The organism is Nonomuraea sp. NPDC050404, from assembly GCF_040655495.1.
In the GTDB taxonomy this organism is placed as follows: domain Bacteria; phylum Actinomycetota; class Actinomycetes; order Streptosporangiales; family Streptosporangiaceae; genus Nonomuraea.
In genome coordinates this window covers 186,813-203,879 of record NZ_JBFAKB010000007.1, presented here as the reverse complement: position 1 = coordinate 203,879, position 17,067 = coordinate 186,813, and the positions used below count along the sequence as shown (strand labels likewise).

General features: G+C 71.2%; 15 protein-coding genes. 7 read left to right on the top strand and 8 right to left on the bottom strand.

What is annotated here, in order from left to right; genetic code table 11:
* The first annotated feature begins 19 nt into the window (after positions 1 to 19).
* Positions 20 to 1,399 carry an NCS2 family permease gene (locus tag AB0I81_RS21090; RefSeq protein ID WP_360658997.1) on the top strand — a complete coding sequence of 460 codons (1,380 nt, stop codon included), beginning with the start codon at positions 20 to 22 and terminating at the stop codon, positions 1,397 to 1,399.
* Here the strand turns inward: AB0I81_RS21090 and AB0I81_RS21085 are convergent.
* Positions 1,396 to 2,355, bottom strand: a complete 960-nt coding sequence (locus AB0I81_RS21085; protein WP_360658995.1) for an excalibur calcium-binding domain-containing protein — start codon at positions 2,353 to 2,355, stop codon at positions 1,396 to 1,398. The two genes, AB0I81_RS21090 and AB0I81_RS21085, sit on opposite strands and share 4 nt — an antisense overlap.
* Positions 2,356 to 2,505: 150 nt before the next feature.
* On the opposite strand from AB0I81_RS21085, the gene ald reads away from it, so the two are divergent.
* Positions 2,506 to 3,627, top strand: coding sequence for an alanine dehydrogenase (gene ald, locus AB0I81_RS21080; protein WP_360658993.1), 1,122 nt, complete (start codon positions 2,506 to 2,508; stop codon positions 3,625 to 3,627).
* 52 nt (positions 3,628 to 3,679) lie between these two features.
* On the opposite strand, the gene AB0I81_RS21075 is transcribed toward ald, so the two are convergent.
* Positions 3,680 to 4,387: a DUF3105 domain-containing protein gene (locus tag AB0I81_RS21075; RefSeq protein WP_360658991.1), complete on the bottom strand. Its 708-nt coding sequence runs from the start codon at positions 4,385 to 4,387 to the stop codon at positions 3,680 to 3,682.
* 133 nt (positions 4,388 to 4,520) lie between these two features.
* Between AB0I81_RS21075 and AB0I81_RS21070 the strand changes: the two genes are divergently transcribed.
* The 3 genes from AB0I81_RS21070 to AB0I81_RS21060 are packed head-to-tail and all read left to right on the top strand — an operon-like array spanning position 4,521 to position 6,719.
* Positions 4,521 to 5,156: a DUF305 domain-containing protein gene (locus tag AB0I81_RS21070; protein ID WP_360658989.1), complete on the top strand. Its 636-nt coding sequence runs from the start codon at positions 4,521 to 4,523 to the stop codon at positions 5,154 to 5,156.
* A gap of 4 nt (positions 5,157 to 5,160) precedes the next feature.
* On the top strand, positions 5,161 to 5,319 hold the full coding sequence (locus AB0I81_RS21065; RefSeq protein ID WP_360658987.1) for a hypothetical protein: 159 nt from the start codon (positions 5,161 to 5,163) through the stop codon (positions 5,317 to 5,319).
* Positions 5,316 to 6,719, top strand: a complete 1,404-nt coding sequence (locus AB0I81_RS21060; RefSeq protein ID WP_360658985.1) for an NAD(P)/FAD-dependent oxidoreductase — start codon at positions 5,316 to 5,318, stop codon at positions 6,717 to 6,719. Before AB0I81_RS21065 ends, AB0I81_RS21060 begins: the two co-directional genes overlap by 4 nt.
* A 41-nt stretch (positions 6,720 to 6,760) precedes the next feature.
* On the opposite strand, the gene AB0I81_RS21055 is transcribed toward AB0I81_RS21060, so the two are convergent.
* From AB0I81_RS21055 to AB0I81_RS21035, 5 genes are all read right to left on the bottom strand, one after another.
* Positions 6,761 to 7,819 carry a low specificity L-threonine aldolase gene (locus AB0I81_RS21055; RefSeq protein ID WP_360658983.1) on the bottom strand — a complete coding sequence of 353 codons (1,059 nt, stop codon included), beginning with the start codon at positions 7,817 to 7,819 and terminating at the stop codon, positions 6,761 to 6,763.
* Positions 7,816 to 8,445 (bottom strand): SDR family NAD(P)-dependent oxidoreductase, encoded by a 630-nt coding sequence (locus AB0I81_RS21050; RefSeq protein WP_360658981.1) that lies wholly within the window; start codon positions 8,443 to 8,445, stop codon positions 7,816 to 7,818. The genes AB0I81_RS21055 and AB0I81_RS21050 overlap by 4 nt, the downstream gene beginning before the upstream one ends.
* 80 nt (positions 8,446 to 8,525) lie before the next feature.
* Positions 8,526 to 9,182 (bottom strand): response regulator transcription factor, encoded by a 657-nt coding sequence (locus tag AB0I81_RS21045; RefSeq protein ID WP_360658979.1) that lies wholly within the window; start codon positions 9,180 to 9,182, stop codon positions 8,526 to 8,528.
* Between the two features lie 45 nt (positions 9,183 to 9,227).
* Complete coding sequence (locus AB0I81_RS21040; protein ID WP_360658977.1) at positions 9,228 to 10,997, bottom strand: serine/threonine-protein kinase; 1,770 nt, start codon at positions 10,995 to 10,997, stop codon at positions 9,228 to 9,230.
* Positions 10,997 to 12,463 (bottom strand): zinc ribbon domain-containing protein, encoded by a 1,467-nt coding sequence (locus AB0I81_RS21035; protein WP_360658975.1) that lies wholly within the window; start codon positions 12,461 to 12,463, stop codon positions 10,997 to 10,999. The genes AB0I81_RS21040 and AB0I81_RS21035 overlap by 1 nt, the downstream gene beginning before the upstream one ends.
* A 103-nt stretch (positions 12,464 to 12,566) precedes the next feature.
* On the opposite strand from AB0I81_RS21035, the gene AB0I81_RS21030 reads away from it, so the two are divergent.
* Together AB0I81_RS21030 and AB0I81_RS21025 are read left to right on the top strand one after the other, a co-directional pair.
* Positions 12,567 to 14,756, top strand: coding sequence for a hydantoinase/oxoprolinase family protein (locus AB0I81_RS21030; RefSeq protein WP_360658973.1), 2,190 nt, complete (start codon positions 12,567 to 12,569; stop codon positions 14,754 to 14,756).
* The gene (locus AB0I81_RS21025) at positions 14,753 to 16,495 is read left to right on the top strand and encodes a hydantoinase B/oxoprolinase family protein (protein WP_360658971.1); all 1,743 of its coding nucleotides are present in this window, start codon (positions 14,753 to 14,755) and stop codon (positions 16,493 to 16,495) included. The genes AB0I81_RS21030 and AB0I81_RS21025 overlap by 4 nt, the downstream gene beginning before the upstream one ends.
* Here the strand turns inward: AB0I81_RS21025 and AB0I81_RS21020 are convergent.
* Positions 16,431 to 17,009: a Uma2 family endonuclease gene (locus tag AB0I81_RS21020; RefSeq protein ID WP_360658969.1), complete on the bottom strand. Its 579-nt coding sequence runs from the start codon at positions 17,007 to 17,009 to the stop codon at positions 16,431 to 16,433. The genes AB0I81_RS21025 and AB0I81_RS21020 overlap by 65 nt on opposite strands.
* Positions 17,010 to 17,067: the final 58 nt, after the last annotated feature.

Sequence of the window (17,067 nt, the reverse complement as noted above, 5' to 3'; positions counted from 1 at the left end):
ATCACGAGGGGGAGTGCCGGTGCTCGACAGGTTCTTCGAGCTGACCGGGCGGGGCAGCACCGTCGGCCGCGAGGTGCGTGGCGGGGTGACCACGTTCGTGGCCATGGCGTACATCATCCTGCTCAACCCCATCATCCTGGCCGGCGCGAAGGACGTCACGGGCGCCCGGCTCTCGATCGGCGAGCTGACCACCTCCACCGCGCTGGCCGCGGCGATCTCCACGCTGCTCATGGCCTTCGTCGGCAACGCGCCCTTCGGGCTGGCCGCCGGCCTGGGACTGAACGCGGTGGTCGCCTACCAGGCCGCGCCGCACATGACGTGGGCGCAGGCCATGGGCCTGGTGGTGCTGGAAGGCTTCGTGATCATCGTGCTGGCCGTCAGCGGCCTGCGCACCCTGATCATGAACGCGATCCCGCTCGCGCTCAAACACGCGATCAGCGTCGGCATCGGGCTGTTCATCGCGCTCATCGGACTGGTGGACGCGGGCTTCGTCGCCCCGGGCTCCGGCACGCCCGTGCAACTCGGCTCGACCGGGCACCTGACGGGCTGGCCGGTCGCGGTGTTCTGCTTCGGCCTGCTGCTGATGATCCTGCTGTACGTCCGCAGGGTCCCCGCCGCCATCCTCATCAGCATCGCCGTGACCGCCGCCCTGGCCATCCTGGTGAACTCTCTGACCACCATCGAGCCCGGCGCCTGGGGCGTGGTCACGCCGCGCATGCCCGAGTCGCTGGTCTCCGCGCCGAACTTCGGGCTGGTGGGCCACTTCGACCTGTTCGGCGGGTTCGTCACGGCGGGGGCGCTGACGGCCACGGTGGTGCTGTTCACGCTGGTGTTGTCGGGGTTCTTCGACGCCATGGGGACGATCATCGGCGTCAGCGACGAGGCCGGGCTGGTGGACCGGCACGGGCGAGTGCCCCGGCTGGGCCGGATCCTGACCGTGGACGGCGTGGCCGGCATGGTGGGCGGCTCCGCCAGCGCCTCGGCCAACACCGTGTTCGTGGAGTCGGCGGCCGGGGTCGGCGAGGGGGCGCGTACCGGGCTGGCCAGCGTGGTGACGGGCGCGCTGCTGGGGCTGACGCTGCTGTTCACGCCGCTGGCCGCCGTGGTGCCCGCCGCCGCCGCGGCGCCCGCGCTGGTGCTGGTCGGGGCGCTGATGATGACGCAGAGCAGGAACGTGCCGTGGGACGACCTGGATCTGGCGGTGCCGGCGTTCCTGACGATCGCGCTGATGCCGTTCACGTACTCGATCACGAACGGCGTGGGCGCGGGCGTGATCGTCTACACGCTGATCAAGGCGGTCAGGGGGCGGTTCGCCGAGATTCCCTGGCTGCTCTGGGTCGTCTCGCTGGTCTTCTTCGCCTACTTCGCCATCGACTGGCTGCGGGAGTTGTTCGGTTAGCGGATGTCGCCGCTGTTGCAGGCCACCCCGTTGCGGTCTACGTCGGTGTACCAGCCGTACTCCTCATGCGTGCCCTGGTGGTAGGGCCCGTCACCGGCCGCCACGGCCTCCTTGCAACTCGCGTGACGCTTGTCGGGGGTGCGCCGGCCGCCGATCGTGGAGCCCGGCTGTGACGCGCCCGTCGTGGCGCCGGTGGTCCCGGTGGTGCTGCCGGTGGTGCTCCCAGTGGTATTGCCGGTGGTGGTTCCCGTCGGCTGGATCGCCGGGCCGGTCGGGACCGTGCTCTGCTGGCCGCCCGTGCCGGGCGACTGCGACGGCGGGCCGGTGTCCGCGGGGCCGGTCGGGGGCGTGGTCGCGCCCGGCGAGCCGCCCAGCAGGCGGGCCACCAGGGCCTCGGCGTCCTCCTTGGTGAAGCCGGCGATGCTCACGCTGTCGCCGTCCATCTGCTGGGTGACGACGGGCGCGGCCAGCACGGTCTTGGGCTGGTCTGCCTGCTCGGGCGCGAGCACGATCGCGACCGGCCGCTGCTCGGGCACCATCTCGTCGATCAGCGTGACCAGTCGTTCCTTGAACGCGGGAGCGACCGCGATGCGCACGGAGTATTGGCCGTCCTTCTCCCGCAGCGGCTCGATCTGCTGCACGGAGGCGACCGTGACGCCGTCCTCCAGCAGGTAGCAGGTGGTCTGCTTCTCGTCGAGCACGGCCGGGTCACCCGGGCAGGGCGCGGGCTTGCTCTCCCTGACGGGCGCGAAGTGGATGGGCACCGCCAGGTGCCGCGGGGGCGCGCCGCCTAACAGCGGCGCGTCGGGGCTCCTGGTCATCAGAACGGCGACCGTGCCGAGCACGCCTGCGACGAGCACGACGAGGACCAGCGAGACGATCAGCACGATGGTGGTGAGTCTGCTGGCCTTCGGCTCCCCCGGGTCCGCGGGTGGCGGCTCTTCCGGCTTGTCCATCGATGACGATCCCATTCTGACGTTCGGGCTGCCGGTGAGCCTATCGAGGAGAAGGCGCACCGGGGTAATCAGGCGGACAATCCTCACCCAACCGTGAGATGGGAGCAAGAATGGAGGTGTGAGCGCGCGTTCGCCGAGAAGAGTTGGGCCATGAAGATCGCAGTGCCCCGCGAGGTCAAGAACAGCGAGTACCGGGTGGCTCTCACCCCGGCGGGAGTGCACGAGCTGGTGCGCCACGGCCACCAGGTCTTCGTCGAGCGCGACGCGGGCACGGGGTCCGCGATCCCCGACGCCGACTTCGCCGCCGCCGGCGCGGTCCTGCTCGCCGGGGCCGACGAGGTGTGGGGCGTCGCCGACCTGGTGATGAAGGTCAAGGAGCCGGTGGCCGAGGAGTACCACCGGCTGCGCAAGGGGCTGGTGCTGTTCACCTACCTGCACCTGGCCGCGTCCGCCGCCTGCACGCGGGCGCTGCTGGAGTCGGGCTGCACCGCCGTCGCCTACGAGACCGTCCAGACCCCTGACGGCGCGCTGCCCCTGCTCGCGCCCATGTCCGAGGTGGCGGGCCGGCTGGCGCCGCAGGTGGGCGCCTACCACCTGATGCGCTCGGCCAGCGGCAGAGGCGTGCTGATGGGCGGGGTGTCGGGGGTACGCGCGGCGCACGTGGTGGTGATCGGGGCCGGGGTCTCCGGCATGAACGCCGCCGCCATCGCCCTCGGCATGCAGGCCGAGGTGCTGCTGCTGGACAGGAACATCGACAAGCTGCGCCAGGCCGACGTGATCTACCAGGGCCACTGCCAGACCGTCGCCTCCAACACGCTGGAGATCGAACGCGCGGTGCTGGAGGCCGACCTGGTCATCGGCGCGGTCCTCGTGCCCGGCGCCAGGGCCCCGAAGCTGGTGAGCGACGAGCTGGTGGCCCGCATGAAGCCGGGCTCGGTGCTGGTGGACATCTCGATCGACCAGGGCGGCTGCTTCGAGGGCTCCCGGCCGACCACACACCGGGAGCCGACCTACCGGGTGCACGACTCGCTGTTCTACTGCGTGGCCAACATGCCGGGGGCCGTGCCGCACACCTCGACGTTCGCGCTGACGAACGTGACGCTCCCGTACGCGCTGGCCATCGCCGACCTGGGCTGGCGGCGGGCGATGCGCGAGGACCGGGCACTGGCGCTCGGCCTGAACACCCACGAGGGCCATCTGACCAGCCGCCCCGTGGCCCAGGCGCACGGGCTGGAATGGACGGCCGCGCAGGACATTCTGGGAAGTCCCTAGGACAAGGAGAAAGGGCCCGGCGTGCCGGGCCCTTCTTCTTCGTACCCCGCGTCTACTTCTGGGACTGGCTGGGCGACGGAGCGGTGGTCTCCTGCGGCTGTTGCTGCTGCTGAGGCTGGGGCGGCAGCGGTGCCTGGTCTGCGGTGGTGCTGATCGCGTCCGCGCCACCGCAGGTCGCGCCCGGCTCGGGCGTGTCCTTGCCGTTCTGGTAGCGCTTGATGAACGCGCCGAGCTTCGGGTCCGCCGGATCGGTCAGCTTGAGCTGATGCCCCCACGAGGAGACCACGATCGGCGACGGCAGGTTGGGGTAGGGGCTCATGAGCATGTAGTCCTGCTGCCCCGTCGAACCCGCGACCTCCTTCAGCTTGTCCACCTGCGCCTTGGCCAGGTCGGGCCGGTAGGTGATCCAGATCGCGCCGTGCTCCAGCGAGTGCACGGCGTGCTCGCTGTGGATCGGCTTGTCATAGATCGCGCACTGCTGCCAGTAGTTGTTGTGCTCACCGCCCACCGGCGGCGTCTCCTTGTACGTCACCGTGTTCCAGACGTGCTGGCCGGCCTCGTACTTGGTGCTGCTCACGGCGTCGAGCGAGGTCTCCTGGGCCTGCCTGACCAGATAGAAGCCGACCACGCCGACGAGCACCACGATGATCAGCCCGCCCGTTCCCCACATGAGCAGCGCGGCGCGGCGTTGCTTGCGCTTCTGCTCGGCGCGCAACTTCTGCAGGTTTTCGCGCCTCGCCTGCGCCTTCTCCTTCGTCATCGCTCCTCCATCGGCGTACCAACTCCGGGTCACCCTATGCCCTCCGGGCGTATGCGGAGAATAAGCGGCATATAAGGGTCCGATCACGGCTGCGTCCGCTGGTGGGTACGCTGGAACGGCCATGGAAAAGCCGGTGAGAAACCCCCTGTTGATCGCCTGCGGCGTGCTGGTGCTCGCCGTGGCCGCGTTCCTGCTGTTCGGCCGCGACAGCGCGCCAAGCGACACCTCGGCCGAGGCCGGGTTCGCCCGCGACATGACCACCCATCACGCGCAGGCTGTGGACATGGCGTTCATCATCAGGGACAAGGGGCCCGCCAGGGAGATCAGGAGCCTGGCCTTCGACATCATCAACACCCAGGCCAACCAGCGCGGCATGTTCCAGGGGTGGCTGCAGCAGTGGCGGCTCGACCCGTCGACCGACCAGCCGGCGATGGCCTGGATGAGCGGCCACGGCCACGGCGCCACGCCGGGCGCGGCGCCCGCCGCGACGCCGGGGGTCATGCCCGGCATGGCCACGCCGCAGGAGCTGACCAAGCTCAAGGAGGCGCGGGGCACGCAGGCCGAGGTGCTGTTCCTGCAGCTCATGATCCGCCACCATGAGGGGGGTGTGGACATGGCCGAGGGGTTGCTGAGGTTGTCCACCCGCAGCGAGGTGGTCAGCATGGCGCAGAAGATCGTCGACGGGCAGAGCGGGGAGATCAAACTGATGACCGACCTGCTCAAGCAGCGGGGCGCGCAGCCGTATCCGTCGATTCTGAAGCCCCAATAGGCCGATGAGCGCCTATCCGACGGCGCTGAGGCCATCACGGGTCATGAGCGCCTATCCGCCGGCGCTGGAGCCGTCACGGGTCATGAACGCGCAGCCGCCGGCGCTGGAGCCGTCACGGGTTGTGAGCGCCTGTCCGTCGATCAGCGGCCGCGACGAGCCGTGAGCGCCGACGCGATCGTCGTGGGCTCGGGGCCCAACGGGCTGGTCGCCGCGATCATGCTGGCGCGGGCCGGGCGCAAGGTGCTGCTGCTGGAGGGGGCCGCGCAGTTCGGGGGCGGGCTGAGGTCCAGCGAGGCGACGCTGCCCGGCCTGATCCACGACTTCGGCGCGACCGTGATGGGGATGGCGCTGGCCTCGCCGGCGTTCCGCGGGCTGGAGCTCAAAGGGGTCGAGTTCGCCCATGCGCCCGTGGCCGCGGCCCATCCGCTCGACGGCCGTCCGTCCGCGCTGCTCCACCGCGACCTGCGGCGTACCGCGGAAGGGCTCGGGCGTGACGGGGTCGCGTGGACGGCGACCGCCGGGGCGGTGGCGCGCGGCGGGTTCCCGCTGGTGGACATCCTGCTCAAGCCGCTGGGGCCGTGGCCGCCGCGCCCCGGGCCGCTGCTGCGGGCGGCCGCGTTCGGGCCGATGGCGGCGCTGCCGGCCACCACGTTCGCCCGGCGGGTGCTGAAGACGGTGGAGGGGCGGGCGCTGTTCGCGGGGATCGCCGCGCACGCCATGCTCGACCTGCGCCGGCCCATCTCGGCCGGTTACGGGCTGGTGCTGGGCGGTCTGGCGCACCTGGTGGGCTGGCCGGTGGTGCGCGGCGGGTCGCAGGTGCTGACCGACGCGCTCCTGGCCGAGTTCAGGTCGCTGGGCGGGGAGGCGGTGACCGGGCACCGGGTACGCCGGCTGGCCGAGCTCGACGCTCCCGTCGTCGTGCTGGACGTGACGCCCCGGCAGTTGTTGTCCATGACCGACGACCTTCCCGAGGGCTATCGCAGGCGGCTGGAGCGGTACCGCTACGGGCCGGGGGTGTTCAAGATGGACTGGGCGCTGGACGGGCCCGTGCCGTGGCGGGATCCGGCGGTGGCCCTGGCGGGCACGGTGCACCTCGGGGGGACGCTGGAGGAGATCACGCTCAGCGAGGCGGAGGCGGCCGCCGGGCGGGTCTCGCCGCATCCGTACGTGCTGCTCGTCCAGCCGTACGTGGCCGATCCGACGCGGGGCGGGCACACGTTGTGGGCCTACTGCCATGTGCCGCACGGCTCGCGGGCCGACATGACCGACGCCATCGAGCGTCAGATCGAGCGGTACGCGCCGGGTTTCCGCGATCGCGTGCTGGCCAGGCACGCGATGGGTCCGGCCGAGCTGGAGGCGGCCAATCCCAACCTGGTGGGCGGGGACATCGGGGGCGGGCTGGCGAGCCTGGGCCAGTTCCTGCGCCGGCCTGTCTGGTCGCCGGCCCCTTGGCGTACGCCGCTGCCGGGGGTGTTCCTCTGCTCGTCCTCGACGCCGCCGGGGCCCGCCGCGCACGGGATGGGCGGCTGGCAGGCCGCCCGCCAGGCCCTGCGCCCCCGCTGACCCCGACCCGGCAGGCGGCGCGCGCCCGGCCGGCCTCGGGTTCAGCGGTCTGCTGCGGTCATCTCCTCGGCCAGGGCGGCGGCGAAGGCGTCCACGTCGTCCTCAGTCGTGTCGAACGCGCACATCCAGCGCACCTCCCCGGTCGCGTTGTCCCAGACGTAGAACCTGAACCGCTTGCGCAGCCGCTCGGCCACGTCCGCGGGCAGCACGGCGAAGACGGCGTTGGCCTCGACCGGCCGGGCCAGCTCCACGCCGGGGACGTCGCGCACCGCCCCGGCCAGCCGCCGTGCCATGGCGTTGGCGTGGCGGGCGTTGCGCAGCCACAGGTCGCCCGAGAGCAGCGCCTCGAACTGCACCGACACGAAGCGCATCTTCGACGACAGCTGCATGAACGTCTTGCGCAGGTAGTCCACGCCGGTGGCGGCCTCGGGGTCGAGCACGACGACGGCTTCGCCGTACATCAGGCCGATCTTCGTGCCGCCGAAGGAGAGCACGTCCACGCCCGCGTCGGTGGTCAGCGCCCGCAGCGGGACGTCCAGCGCGGCGGCGGCGTTGGTCAGCCGGGAGCCGTCGAGGTGGACGCGCAGGCCCAGGCCGTGGGCGTGCGCGCAGATGGCGGCGATCTCGTCGGGCGTGTAGAGGGTGCCCAGCTCGGTGGTGTTCGAGATCGACACCACCTTGGGCTGGGCCCGGTGCACGTCGCCGAAGCCCCACGCCTGCCGGTCGATCAGCTCGGGTGTGAGTTTGCCGTCGGGCGTGGGGACGGCCAGCAGCTTGATGCCGCCCGCCACCTCGGGCGCGCCGCCCTCGTCGGTGTGGATGTGGGCGCTTTCCGCGCAGATGACCGCCTCCCAGGGGGCCAGCATCGAGCGCAGGCAGACGACGTTGGCGGCGGTGCCGTTGAAGACGGGCCACGCCCGCGCCCGCGCGCCGAAATGGCGGCGGAAGATCTCGCCCATGGCCTCGGTGTAGACGTCGTCGCCGTAGGAGGTCTGGTGGCCGTCGTTGGCCTGGGCGATGGCCTGGAGGATCTCGGGGTGCACCCCGGCGTAGTTGTCGCTGGCGAAGCCCTTGAGCCGGGGGTCGTGCCGGGGAGTCAAGAAGTGAGGTCCAATCGTGTGCCGTTGATCTCGGCGGCCGGGCAGTCGTAGAGACCGCCGATGGCCGCCGCCAGTTCGTTGACGTCGGTGAAGCCGGGGAAGCGGGCGTCGGGGTCGGCGGCCCGCATGGCGTCGTTGACCAGGGCCTTGACGACGAGGATGATGGCCGCGCCCGAGGTGCCGCGCAGCGCGTCCGCCAGCGCGAGCGTCCACGCCTCCGCCGCCGCCTTGGCCGCCCCGTAGACCGCCCCTCCGGCGTCCGGCGCCTGGGCCGCCTTGGCCGAGACGATCACGAAGCGTCCGGTGTCGCTGCGCCGCAGGAGCGGCTCGAAGGCCAGCGAGACGTGCTGGAGGGTGCGGATCAGCAGGTCGTGCAGGAGGTCCCAGTCGTCGAGGCTGGTCTGGGCGAAGGAGTCGCTGCCGCGCCAGCCGCCCACCAGGTGCACCACGCCGTCCACGCGGCCGTGCTCGCGTTCGACGCGGGCGGCCAGGTCCTGTACGGCGGCGCGGTCGAGCAGGTCCACGTCCTGCTTGTCCACCCCGATCACGGTGTGCCCCTGGGCCCGGAAATATCCGGATACGGCCTCACCGGTGGGCCCCGCGGACCCGGTAATCAGTATGATCATGCTCGAAGTTCCTTAGTCGATTCGACCACATTGGTCAGCTTATGGCGTGTTGCCTGGTAGAACGTTCTGCGCGAAGGACGTCAGGCCGCGCCCGGCCGTACGACCCCCGTCTCGTACGCGAACACCACGGCCTGCGCCCGGTCCCGCAGCGACAACTTCATCAGCACCCGCGCCACATGCGTCTTGACCGTCGCCTCCCCCACGTACAGGTCTCTGGCGATCTCCGCGTTGGTGAGGCCGCGCGCCAGCAGCCGCAGCACCTCCAGCTCGCGCGGCGTCAGCTCGCCGAGCGCGGGCGACGGCTTCGGCTCGGCCCGGCCGGCGAACGTGGCGATCACCCGGCTGGTCACCGCGGGGTCGAGCAGCGCGTCGCCGGCGTGCACCACCCTGATCGCCTCCAGGAGTTGCTCCGGCGGCGACGTCTTGAGCAGGAACCCGCTGGTGCCGGCGCGCAGCGCGGCGTAGAGGTTCTCGTCGGTGTCGAACGTGGTCAGCGTGATGACCTTGGGCGGCGCGGGGGCCTCCAGCAGTTCCCTGGCCGCGGCCAGCCCGTCGAGGCCGGGCATCGAGATGTCCATGAGCACGATGTCCGGCCGCGTGCGCCCGGCCACGACGACGGCCTCGCGCCCGTCGGCCGCCTCGCCCACGACCTCCATGCCGGGCTCGCTCTCCACGACCATGCGCAGCCCTGCCCTGACCATCGCCTGGTCGTCGGCGATGACGATGCGAATGCCCACACGCGGGAGGTTAGACGCCACCTGCCCGTCTTGCACACCCGAACGTCATGACAACCGCACGCTCTGCCTGATCCGGGTCTGGGTGGCGTCGTCGCAGGTGGTCTTGGCGCAGAAGTACATGACCAGCATGGTCTTCGGCTCGCGGTCGATCACGTAGCTGACGAAGCCCAGCCTGGAGCCGGTGGAGGGGTCGTGCAGGGAGCCGTCGAAGCGGGTGGCGGGGCTGTTGCCCGCCTGGTCCTGCACGGGTTTCTGCAGGTCCACCTGGCCCGGCAGCAGGGACTCCATCTTGGGTTTCATCAGGTCGGCGGTGCCGCTGGCGTCGAGGGTGTCGGAGACCTGGACGTACACGCCGGTGGCGCTGTCGGGCTCGCTGCTGATGATCTCCGCGGCCCTCGACCAGTCCGCGCCGGGCCCCGCCACGAACAGGTCCTCGAACACGGGGGCGTGCGGGGAGGCCACCGCGAAGAGGTCCTGGTGGGTGCGGGCCGTCCAGTCGCCCGGATAGTCGAACGTGAGCGGCGCGGCGGCGCTGGTCTTGTAGCGGACCCAGGCGTCGCTCCGGTTGTTCACGATGACGAACGCGACCAGCGCGAGCGCCGCGATGGCGGCCACCAGCGTGGCGGCCACGATCGGGATCCTGCCCGGCCGGCCCTTCGCCCTGGACGGCTGCGTGGGCGGCGCGGGCGCCCGATGCGCCCCGCCGTGCCCGATCGGCTGCCCGAGCTGCGGCCCCGACCCGGTCCTCTGCTGAGCCGATCCGATCCCCTGCTGAGGTACGGCGTGCGGCCCCGACCCCGGGCCTGGCCCTGGCTGCGGCGGCACGGAGTGCGGTCCCGATCCTGGCCCGGCGGGCTGCCTGGGCACCGCGCGCTGCACCGGATAGGGCCCCGAGTGCGGGCTCTGGCCCGGGCGCGGCACCAGGCCGTGCGGCCCCGAGCCCGCCCCTCCGAACGGGTCGAACGGATCGTACGGCTGCCCGCTGATCGCGTCGCGCAGTTCGGTCACGAACTCGGTGCAGGTCGCGTAGCGCTGGTCGGGCGACTTGGCCAGCGCCCGCATGATCACGGTGTCCACCTGCGGCGGCAGCTCGGGCCGCAACTGCGACAGCGGCGTCGGCTGCTCGGCCAGGTGAGCCCAGAGCAGCGCGATGTCGTTCTCGCGCTGGAACGGCAGCCGCGCCGACAGCGCCTCGTAGACCACGCAGCCCAGCGCGTACTGGTCACAGCGGCCGTCGATGTGCTCCTTGTTGATCTGCTCGGGCGACATGTACCGGGGCGTGCCGATGAACTGGTCGGTCTGCGTCAGCCCCGAGATCGACGAGCGGTGCTTGGTGATGCCGAAGTCGGTCAGGTAGACGTGGTCCCCGGCCAGCAGGATGTTGGCCGGCTTGACGTCACGGTGGATCAGGTCGTGCGCGTGCGCGGCGTCGAGCGCTGCGGCCACCTGGGCGAAGATCTGGTTGGCCTGGCCGAGCGGCAGCGGCCCGCGATCGTAGATGAGCCGGCGCAGGTCGAGGCCGTCGACGTAGCGCATGGCGATGTACAACACGCCGTCGACGTCGGCGTTCGCCTCGTAGATCGGGATGATGTTGGGGTGCTCGATGCTGGCGACCGTCCTGGACTCCAGGATGAACCGTTGCCTGAACCTGTCGTCGACGCTGAGCACCGGGTTGAGGATCTTCAGCGCCACCCGGCGGCTCAGCCTCGGGTCGAGAGCCAGGTAGACGACGGCCATGCCGCCCTTGCCGATGATGTCCTCGATGTAGTACCCGGCCACCTCCTGGCCGATGAGGGATCTTTCGTTCAATGGCATCACGTCTCGCTGGGGTGGCCGCAGTAGCCGCAGAAGCGGTGCGCCGGTCCGAGCCTCATGCCGCACGAGGTGCAGTACTTGATCATCGGATCCGCCGCCGTCATCACCTGTTGCTGCTGCGGAACCACTTGGAACGACTGGGACCGCCGTACGACCACGGTCTGATTGGCGCCGTCGTCGAGCGGTGCGGTGGCCGCCATTGGTTGTGGCAGTTCCGTCGATATCTCCGGAGTGCGGCGGCGCCACAGCAAATACGCCCCGCTCCCCGCCGCCGCGAAAAGAATCCCCGCAGCCGCGATGAACGGCCACAGCGGCGTGGCCGGCTCGGACTCGGCCGCCGCCTTCTTCGTCCCCTGGTCCTCGGGGCCGCCCCGCTTGGCCAGGGAGGTCTTCAGCAGTCCCGCGGCCACCACGTTGCCGGGGTAGAGCTCCAGCACGCGCTGGAAGCCCGGCGCGGCCTCGGTGTAGTACTTCGTGTGGTAGCGGGTCAGCGCCGCCTCGAACGCCGTGTCGATGGCGCCTCTGCGCGGCACCACCTTGGCGGCCGCCAGGACTGCGGTGATCTCCTTGACCCCGATCATCTTGCCGTCCTTGCCGCCGCCGACCAGCAGGCCGATGACGTGGCCGTTCTTGTCGCCGATCACCGGCGCGCCGACCAGGCCCTTGTCGGCCAGGCCGCCCAGCTTGACCGGCTCGTCCACCTTCTTCTCCGGGTCGGAGAACGGCCTGCCGCCCTGTCCTGCCACGCCGCCCTTGCCGAGGTGGGCGATCTCGACCGTGTGCGCCACGTTCGGTCCCGGCCTGCCCAGGAAGCCCGCCACGTTGGTGGGCGAGCCCTGCTGGTCGGGCACCTTGTCGGCGAGCGGCGCGGTCGGCATGCCGACGCCGCCCGCGCTGGGGGTCAGCGGCACCAGCACGGCCGGGTCGTCGGGCTTCGGGCCCGCCTTGATGCACTTGAGCTTGTAGCCGTCGGGGCTGGGCGGACTGACGTTGGGGAAGGCCGTGATGTCGGTGGTGACGTTGACGATGCAGGTGGCGGTGCTGCTCTTGGGCGGGTAGCAGTCCTGCAGGTGCCGGTTGAGTATGTCGTCGGAGAGCGTGTGCTTCTCGTAGTCGGCCGGGATCTTCACCTTGTGGTGCTCGGCGAAGATCTTGTTGGCCGCGTAGACGGCGACGTCGTCGGGGTTGACCGCCAGCCGCCGCAGCCCCACGACCGTGCCGTCGGGGCTGACGACGGTCCCGGTGCCCGCGCCGAACGGGATGTCGTAGGACCGCTCCACATGTTTCAGCTCACTGACGTGGTCGAGCAGGGTGATCTCCACGTGGGACACGGCTTCCAGTCGCACCACGGCCGGGCTCACCAGGTCGGTGATGCCGCTCGGGTGTTCGTGCGCCGCGACCGGCAGTGCGGTGAGCACCAGTGCCGCCACCGCGACGCCACCGGCTAGAGCTGTGAGGCGCGCCATCTCCGCTCCAAACGCAAGGTTAGGACCAGCGTCCCAATCACGTGCCGTAAGTCAATAGACCACTACGTAGACAAGCGCTTGCTCGGGGACATAACGTACCGGGATGGGCTACACGATCGGCGTAGATGTCGGTGGCACCTTCACCGATGTGGTCCTTGGAGGCACGTCCGGCGCGATCACCGTGGCCAAATGCTTGAGCACCCACTACGACCCCATCGCGGGGATCGTGGCCGGCGTTACGCGCGCGCTCGGCGGCCGGGACCCGTCGCTGGTCACGCGGGTGGTGCACGCGACGACGCTGGCCACCAACGCGGTGCTCGAACGTACGGGGGCGCGGGTGGCCTTTGTCACGACCCGGGGCTTTCGTGCCACAGTGCCGCTCGGCCGCTACGCCCGCGTCGAGGAGGACCGCTACGACCTGCGCTTCACCCCGCCCCCTCCCCCGGTCGCGCCCGGGGACTGCTTCGAGGTGACGGAACGGGTATCGGCGCGCGGCGCGGTGCTCACCCCCCTGGACCTTGATTCGGTACGCCGGGTCGCCCGCGAGATCGCGGCGCGCGGGATCGCCTCGGCGGCGGTGTGCCTGCTGCACGCGTACGCGAATCCGGACCACGAACGCCGGGTGGCCGAGATCCTCCGCGCATCGATCCCCAACGTCGTGACCTCCTCCGAGATCTGGCCGGAAAGCCGCGAATACGAGCGCGCCACCACCACCATCATGTCCGCTTATATCGGTCCAATGATGGCTTCGTACCTTTCGCGCTTCCGGGAGCGGCTGGCGGACCTCGGGATCTGCGCGCCCATCCACGTCATGGAGTCCGGCGGCGGGGTGATCTCCGCCGAACTGGCCGCCAGGCGGGCGGTCACCACGATCGAGTCGGGGCCTGCGGCGGGCGTGCTGGCGGCGGCCGGAGCCGGGTTCGCGAACGCGATCTCGTTCGACATGGGCGGCACCACCGCCAAGGCGTGCGTGGTGCGCGGGGGCCGGCCGGAGATCACGCACGAGTTCCACGTCGGGGGCAAGGGCAGCTTCGGCGGGCGCCGGGCGGGCACCGGCGTCCCCATCAAGACCCCGGCCATCGACCTGGCCGAGGTGGGCGCGGGCGGCGGCAGCGTGGCCTGGCTGGACGCGGCGGGCGCGCTCCGCGTCGGCCCCCGCTCGGCCGGCTCCTCCCCCGGCCCGGCCTGCTACGGCCTGGGCGGCTCCGACCCCACCGTCACCGACGCCAACCTGGTACTCGGCTACCTCTCCCCATCCCTCTCCTTACCTTCCCCCACGCCTCCGGGACCACCCTCCGCCCCGTCCGCACAAGCACCGCCCGGACCACCCTCCACCCCGCCCGCACAAGCACCGCCGGGATTGCCCTCCGCCTCTCCCTCGGAAGCGCCATCCACATTGCCCGCCGAATCGGCCCTGGCGGGCCTTCCGCTGTCGCCCGCGCTGGCGGACAAGGCATTGGAGCGGCTGGCCGGACCGCTCGGGGTGTCGCTGGAGGAGGCCGCGTACGCCGTGTACGAGATCGTCAGCGCCGCGATGGCCTCGGCGGTGCACGTGGTGACCGTGCAGCGGGGCATCGACCCGCGCGGCTTCGCCCTGGTCGCCTTCGGTGGCGCGGGGCCGATGCACGCGGCCCGGGTGGCGGAGCGCTTCGGGATCCGGACGGTGGTGGTCCCCGCGTACTGCGGGGTGGCCTCGGCGGCCGGCCTGCTGTCGGGCGAGTTGTCCACCGACCGCGTACTGTCCCGCCTGGACGAGCCGGACCCGGAGGCCGTCTTCACCCGCCTGGCCACGGAGGCCGCCACCGACCTGGGCGTCTCACTCACCTCCGCCGGAGTGCGGGTGCTGCGCTCGGTGGCCGTCCGCTTCAAGGGCCAGTCGCACGACCTGACCGTGGACTGGTCCGCCGACCGCGCCACCCTGGAGTCCCGCTTCTTCGGCAGGTACGCGGAGGTGTACGGGATCAGCCAGCGCGGCGAGATCGAGCTGGTGAGCTACCGCATCCGCCTGACCGCCCCCGCCGCCCCACCCACGAACGACACCGTCACCAGCACCCCCGACCCGCCCACTACCGGCACGGGCACGAGCACGCCGAGCTACACGCGCATGGCGTACTTCCCGCAGTCGGGCGGCGGCTACACCGAGGTGCCCGTCCACACCAGGGACACCCTTCCGCAGGACCTCCCCGGCCCGGCCATCATCGAGGACGCCGAGTCCACGATCGTCGTCCCGCCCGGCTGGAGCGCCACCCTGACCGGCACCCGCGCCGTACACCTCAGAAGGACCACCCCATGACCACCGACCCCCTGACCGCCGAGGTGCTCAGGAACGCCCTGGTGGTGGCGGCGGAGGAGGCCGGCATCGTGGTGGTGCGCTCGGCGTACTCCACCTTCATCGTCGAGGGCTCCGACGCCTCGGCCGCCGTCCTGGACGCGCGCGGCCGCCTGGTCGCGCACTCCATGGCCACGACGCTCATGAACAGCATGGCACTCAAGGTCGCCCTCCCCGAACTCCTCAAGGACATCCCGCCGGACACGATGCGCCCGGGCGAGGTGTACGCGCTCAACGACGCCTACCGGGGCGGCGTGCACACCAACGACCTGCTCGTCTACCGCCCGGTCTTCGTGGCGGAGGTTCCGGCGTACTTCACCGCCACCATGATCCACGTCTCCGACCTGGGCGGCCTCTCGGCCGGCGGCATGGCCCCGCTGGCCACCGACATCTTCCTGGAGGGCCTGCAACTCCCCCCGGTACGCCTGGCCACGGGCGAGGGCCTGGAGCCGGCCGTCGAGGCGATCCTGCGGGCCAACAGCCGCACCCCGGACAAGGTCATGGGCGACGTACGTGCCCTCGTGGCCGGCACCGCCGTGGCCGCCGCCCGGCTGGAGTCGCTGATCGGCGAGTACGGCGAGCGGGGCCTGGCGGAGGGCATCGACGACTACCTCGCCCACACCGAGGCCAGGACCCGCGCGGCGCTGGCCGGGTTGCCGAAGGGCCGCTACGAGGCGGCGTACCCGATCGACGACGACGGGATCGACCCCGACGTGACCCACCACATCCGGGTGGCCGTCACCCTCGGCGAGCAGGAGGCGGTCGCCGGTGCGGAGTCGGTAGCGGTGCTCGACTTCGCGGGCACGGACCCGCAGGTCCCGGCGGCGATCAACGCCTCGGCGTCGCAGTCGCTGGCCGCCGCCGTGTTCGCCGTCCGCTGCTTCCTCGACCCCACCATCCCGATGAACGACGGCTGCCTGCGGGCCATCGAGGTGCGCCTGCCGGAGGGCTGCCTGCTCAACGCCCGCTCCCCGCACCCGTGCGGCGGCCGGTACGTGCCCATCTACGCCGCCATGGAGGCCGTCTTCCAGGCCCTGTCGGACGCGGTGCCCGAGCGGGCGATCGCGGCCAGCGGGATCCTGCAGCCGTTCTCGATCGCGGCGGTCGGGGCGCCGTACTGGATTCACCTGTCCTACGACTTCGGCGGCGTGGGCGCGCGCAGGGGCCTGGACGGTCCTGACGCGACGGGCGTGCACTTCGGCATCGGCCGTAATTCGGTGCCGCAGGTGGAGCCGGTGGAGAGCCGCTGCCCGCTGATCGTGGAGTCGATCGAGACGATCGAGGACTCGGGCGGGCCTGGCCGGCATCGGGGCGGGCTGGGCTCGCGCACGGTGTACCGCTTCCTGGCGGACTGCCACGTCACCACGCGCGGCGACCGGCTGCGGCTGGCGCCTCCCGGGCGCGAGGGCGGGCTGCCGGGGCGGCTGGGCGGGTTCTACCGGCGGCGGCTGGACGGAACGGTGGAACGGCTGGCGTCCAAGGTCAACAATGTGCGGTTCGCAGCCGGTGAGGCGTTCATCGTGGAGACGACGGGCGGCGGCGGGCTGGGGCCGCCGGAGGAAAGGGACAGGGAGGCAGTCCTCGCCGACCTGGACGCCGGGCGCGTTTCGGCGCGAGGTGCGGCACAGGACTACGGATTCAGCCGCGCGGTCGTAGCAGATCAGCCGGATCGAACGTCACAGGGAAGGGCGCCGACAAGGTGATCTCGGTTCCGGCCTTGTGAACGACTGGGCCCGCGTAGCTGCGGCCGTCCAGCTCGTAGACGTAGACCCTCGGCCCTTCCATGGGCTCCACACGCCAGTAGAGTGGAATACCCGCTTCCGCGTATGCCGCGACCTTGGTCGACCTGTCATGAGCCTTGCTGCTCGGGCTGACGACCTCCACCGCCATGAGCAGATCGCCGGGCGTGTACATCAGGTCCACCAGCTCCGACACTTCCTCGGGCACGACGACGAGGTCGGGGATGTAGAAATCCTCATTGCTGTGCTTGACGTTGACGGTGGTCAGGCACTCCAGCTCGGGCGGTGCCGCGCTCTGCAGCATGAGCAACAATCGCGTGATCACACGCTGATGCCGGGGGGTGGGTGCGGGGCTCACCAGTAGGCTCCCGTTGAAGAGCTCGTAGCGGTTCCCGTCCTCGGGAAACTCAAGCAGGTCGTTGACGGTGAACGGAGCACTGGGGAAGCCAGTGCGCCCCGTTGGTTCGATCGTCGCCATCGCGGTCACCTGCTCAGTATCGGGAGTCTCGCCCTCGCCCACATGCTACTTCTCCAAA

Coding starts and splice junctions, on each gene's coding strand:
- AB0I81_RS21085 (WP_360658995.1), bottom strand. CDS start 2,355: ATGGACAAGCCGGAAGAGCCGCCACCCGCGGACCCGGGGGAGCCGAAG.
- ald (WP_360658993.1), top strand. CDS start 2,506: ATGAAGATCGCAGTGCCCCGCGAGGTCAAGAACAGCGAGTACCGGGTG.
- AB0I81_RS21075 (WP_360658991.1), bottom strand. CDS start 4,387: ATGACGAAGGAGAAGGCGCAGGCGAGGCGCGAAAACCTGCAGAAGTTG.
- AB0I81_RS21065 (WP_360658987.1), top strand. CDS start 5,161: ATGAGCGCCTATCCGACGGCGCTGAGGCCATCACGGGTCATGAGCGCC.
- AB0I81_RS21050 (WP_360658981.1), bottom strand. CDS start 8,445: ATGATCATACTGATTACCGGGTCCGCGGGGCCCACCGGTGAGGCCGTA.
- AB0I81_RS21040 (WP_360658977.1), bottom strand. CDS start 10,997: ATGCCATTGAACGAAAGATCCCTCATCGGCCAGGAGGTGGCCGGGTAC.
- AB0I81_RS21035 (WP_360658975.1), bottom strand. CDS start 12,463: ATGGCGCGCCTCACAGCTCTAGCCGGTGGCGTCGCGGTGGCGGCACTG.
- AB0I81_RS21030 (WP_360658973.1), top strand. CDS start 12,567: ATGGGCTACACGATCGGCGTAGATGTCGGTGGCACCTTCACCGATGTG.
- AB0I81_RS21025 (WP_360658971.1), top strand. CDS start 14,753: ATGACCACCGACCCCCTGACCGCCGAGGTGCTCAGGAACGCCCTGGTG.
- AB0I81_RS21020 (WP_360658969.1), bottom strand. CDS start 17,009: ATGGCGACGATCGAACCAACGGGGCGCACTGGCTTCCCCAGTGCTCCG.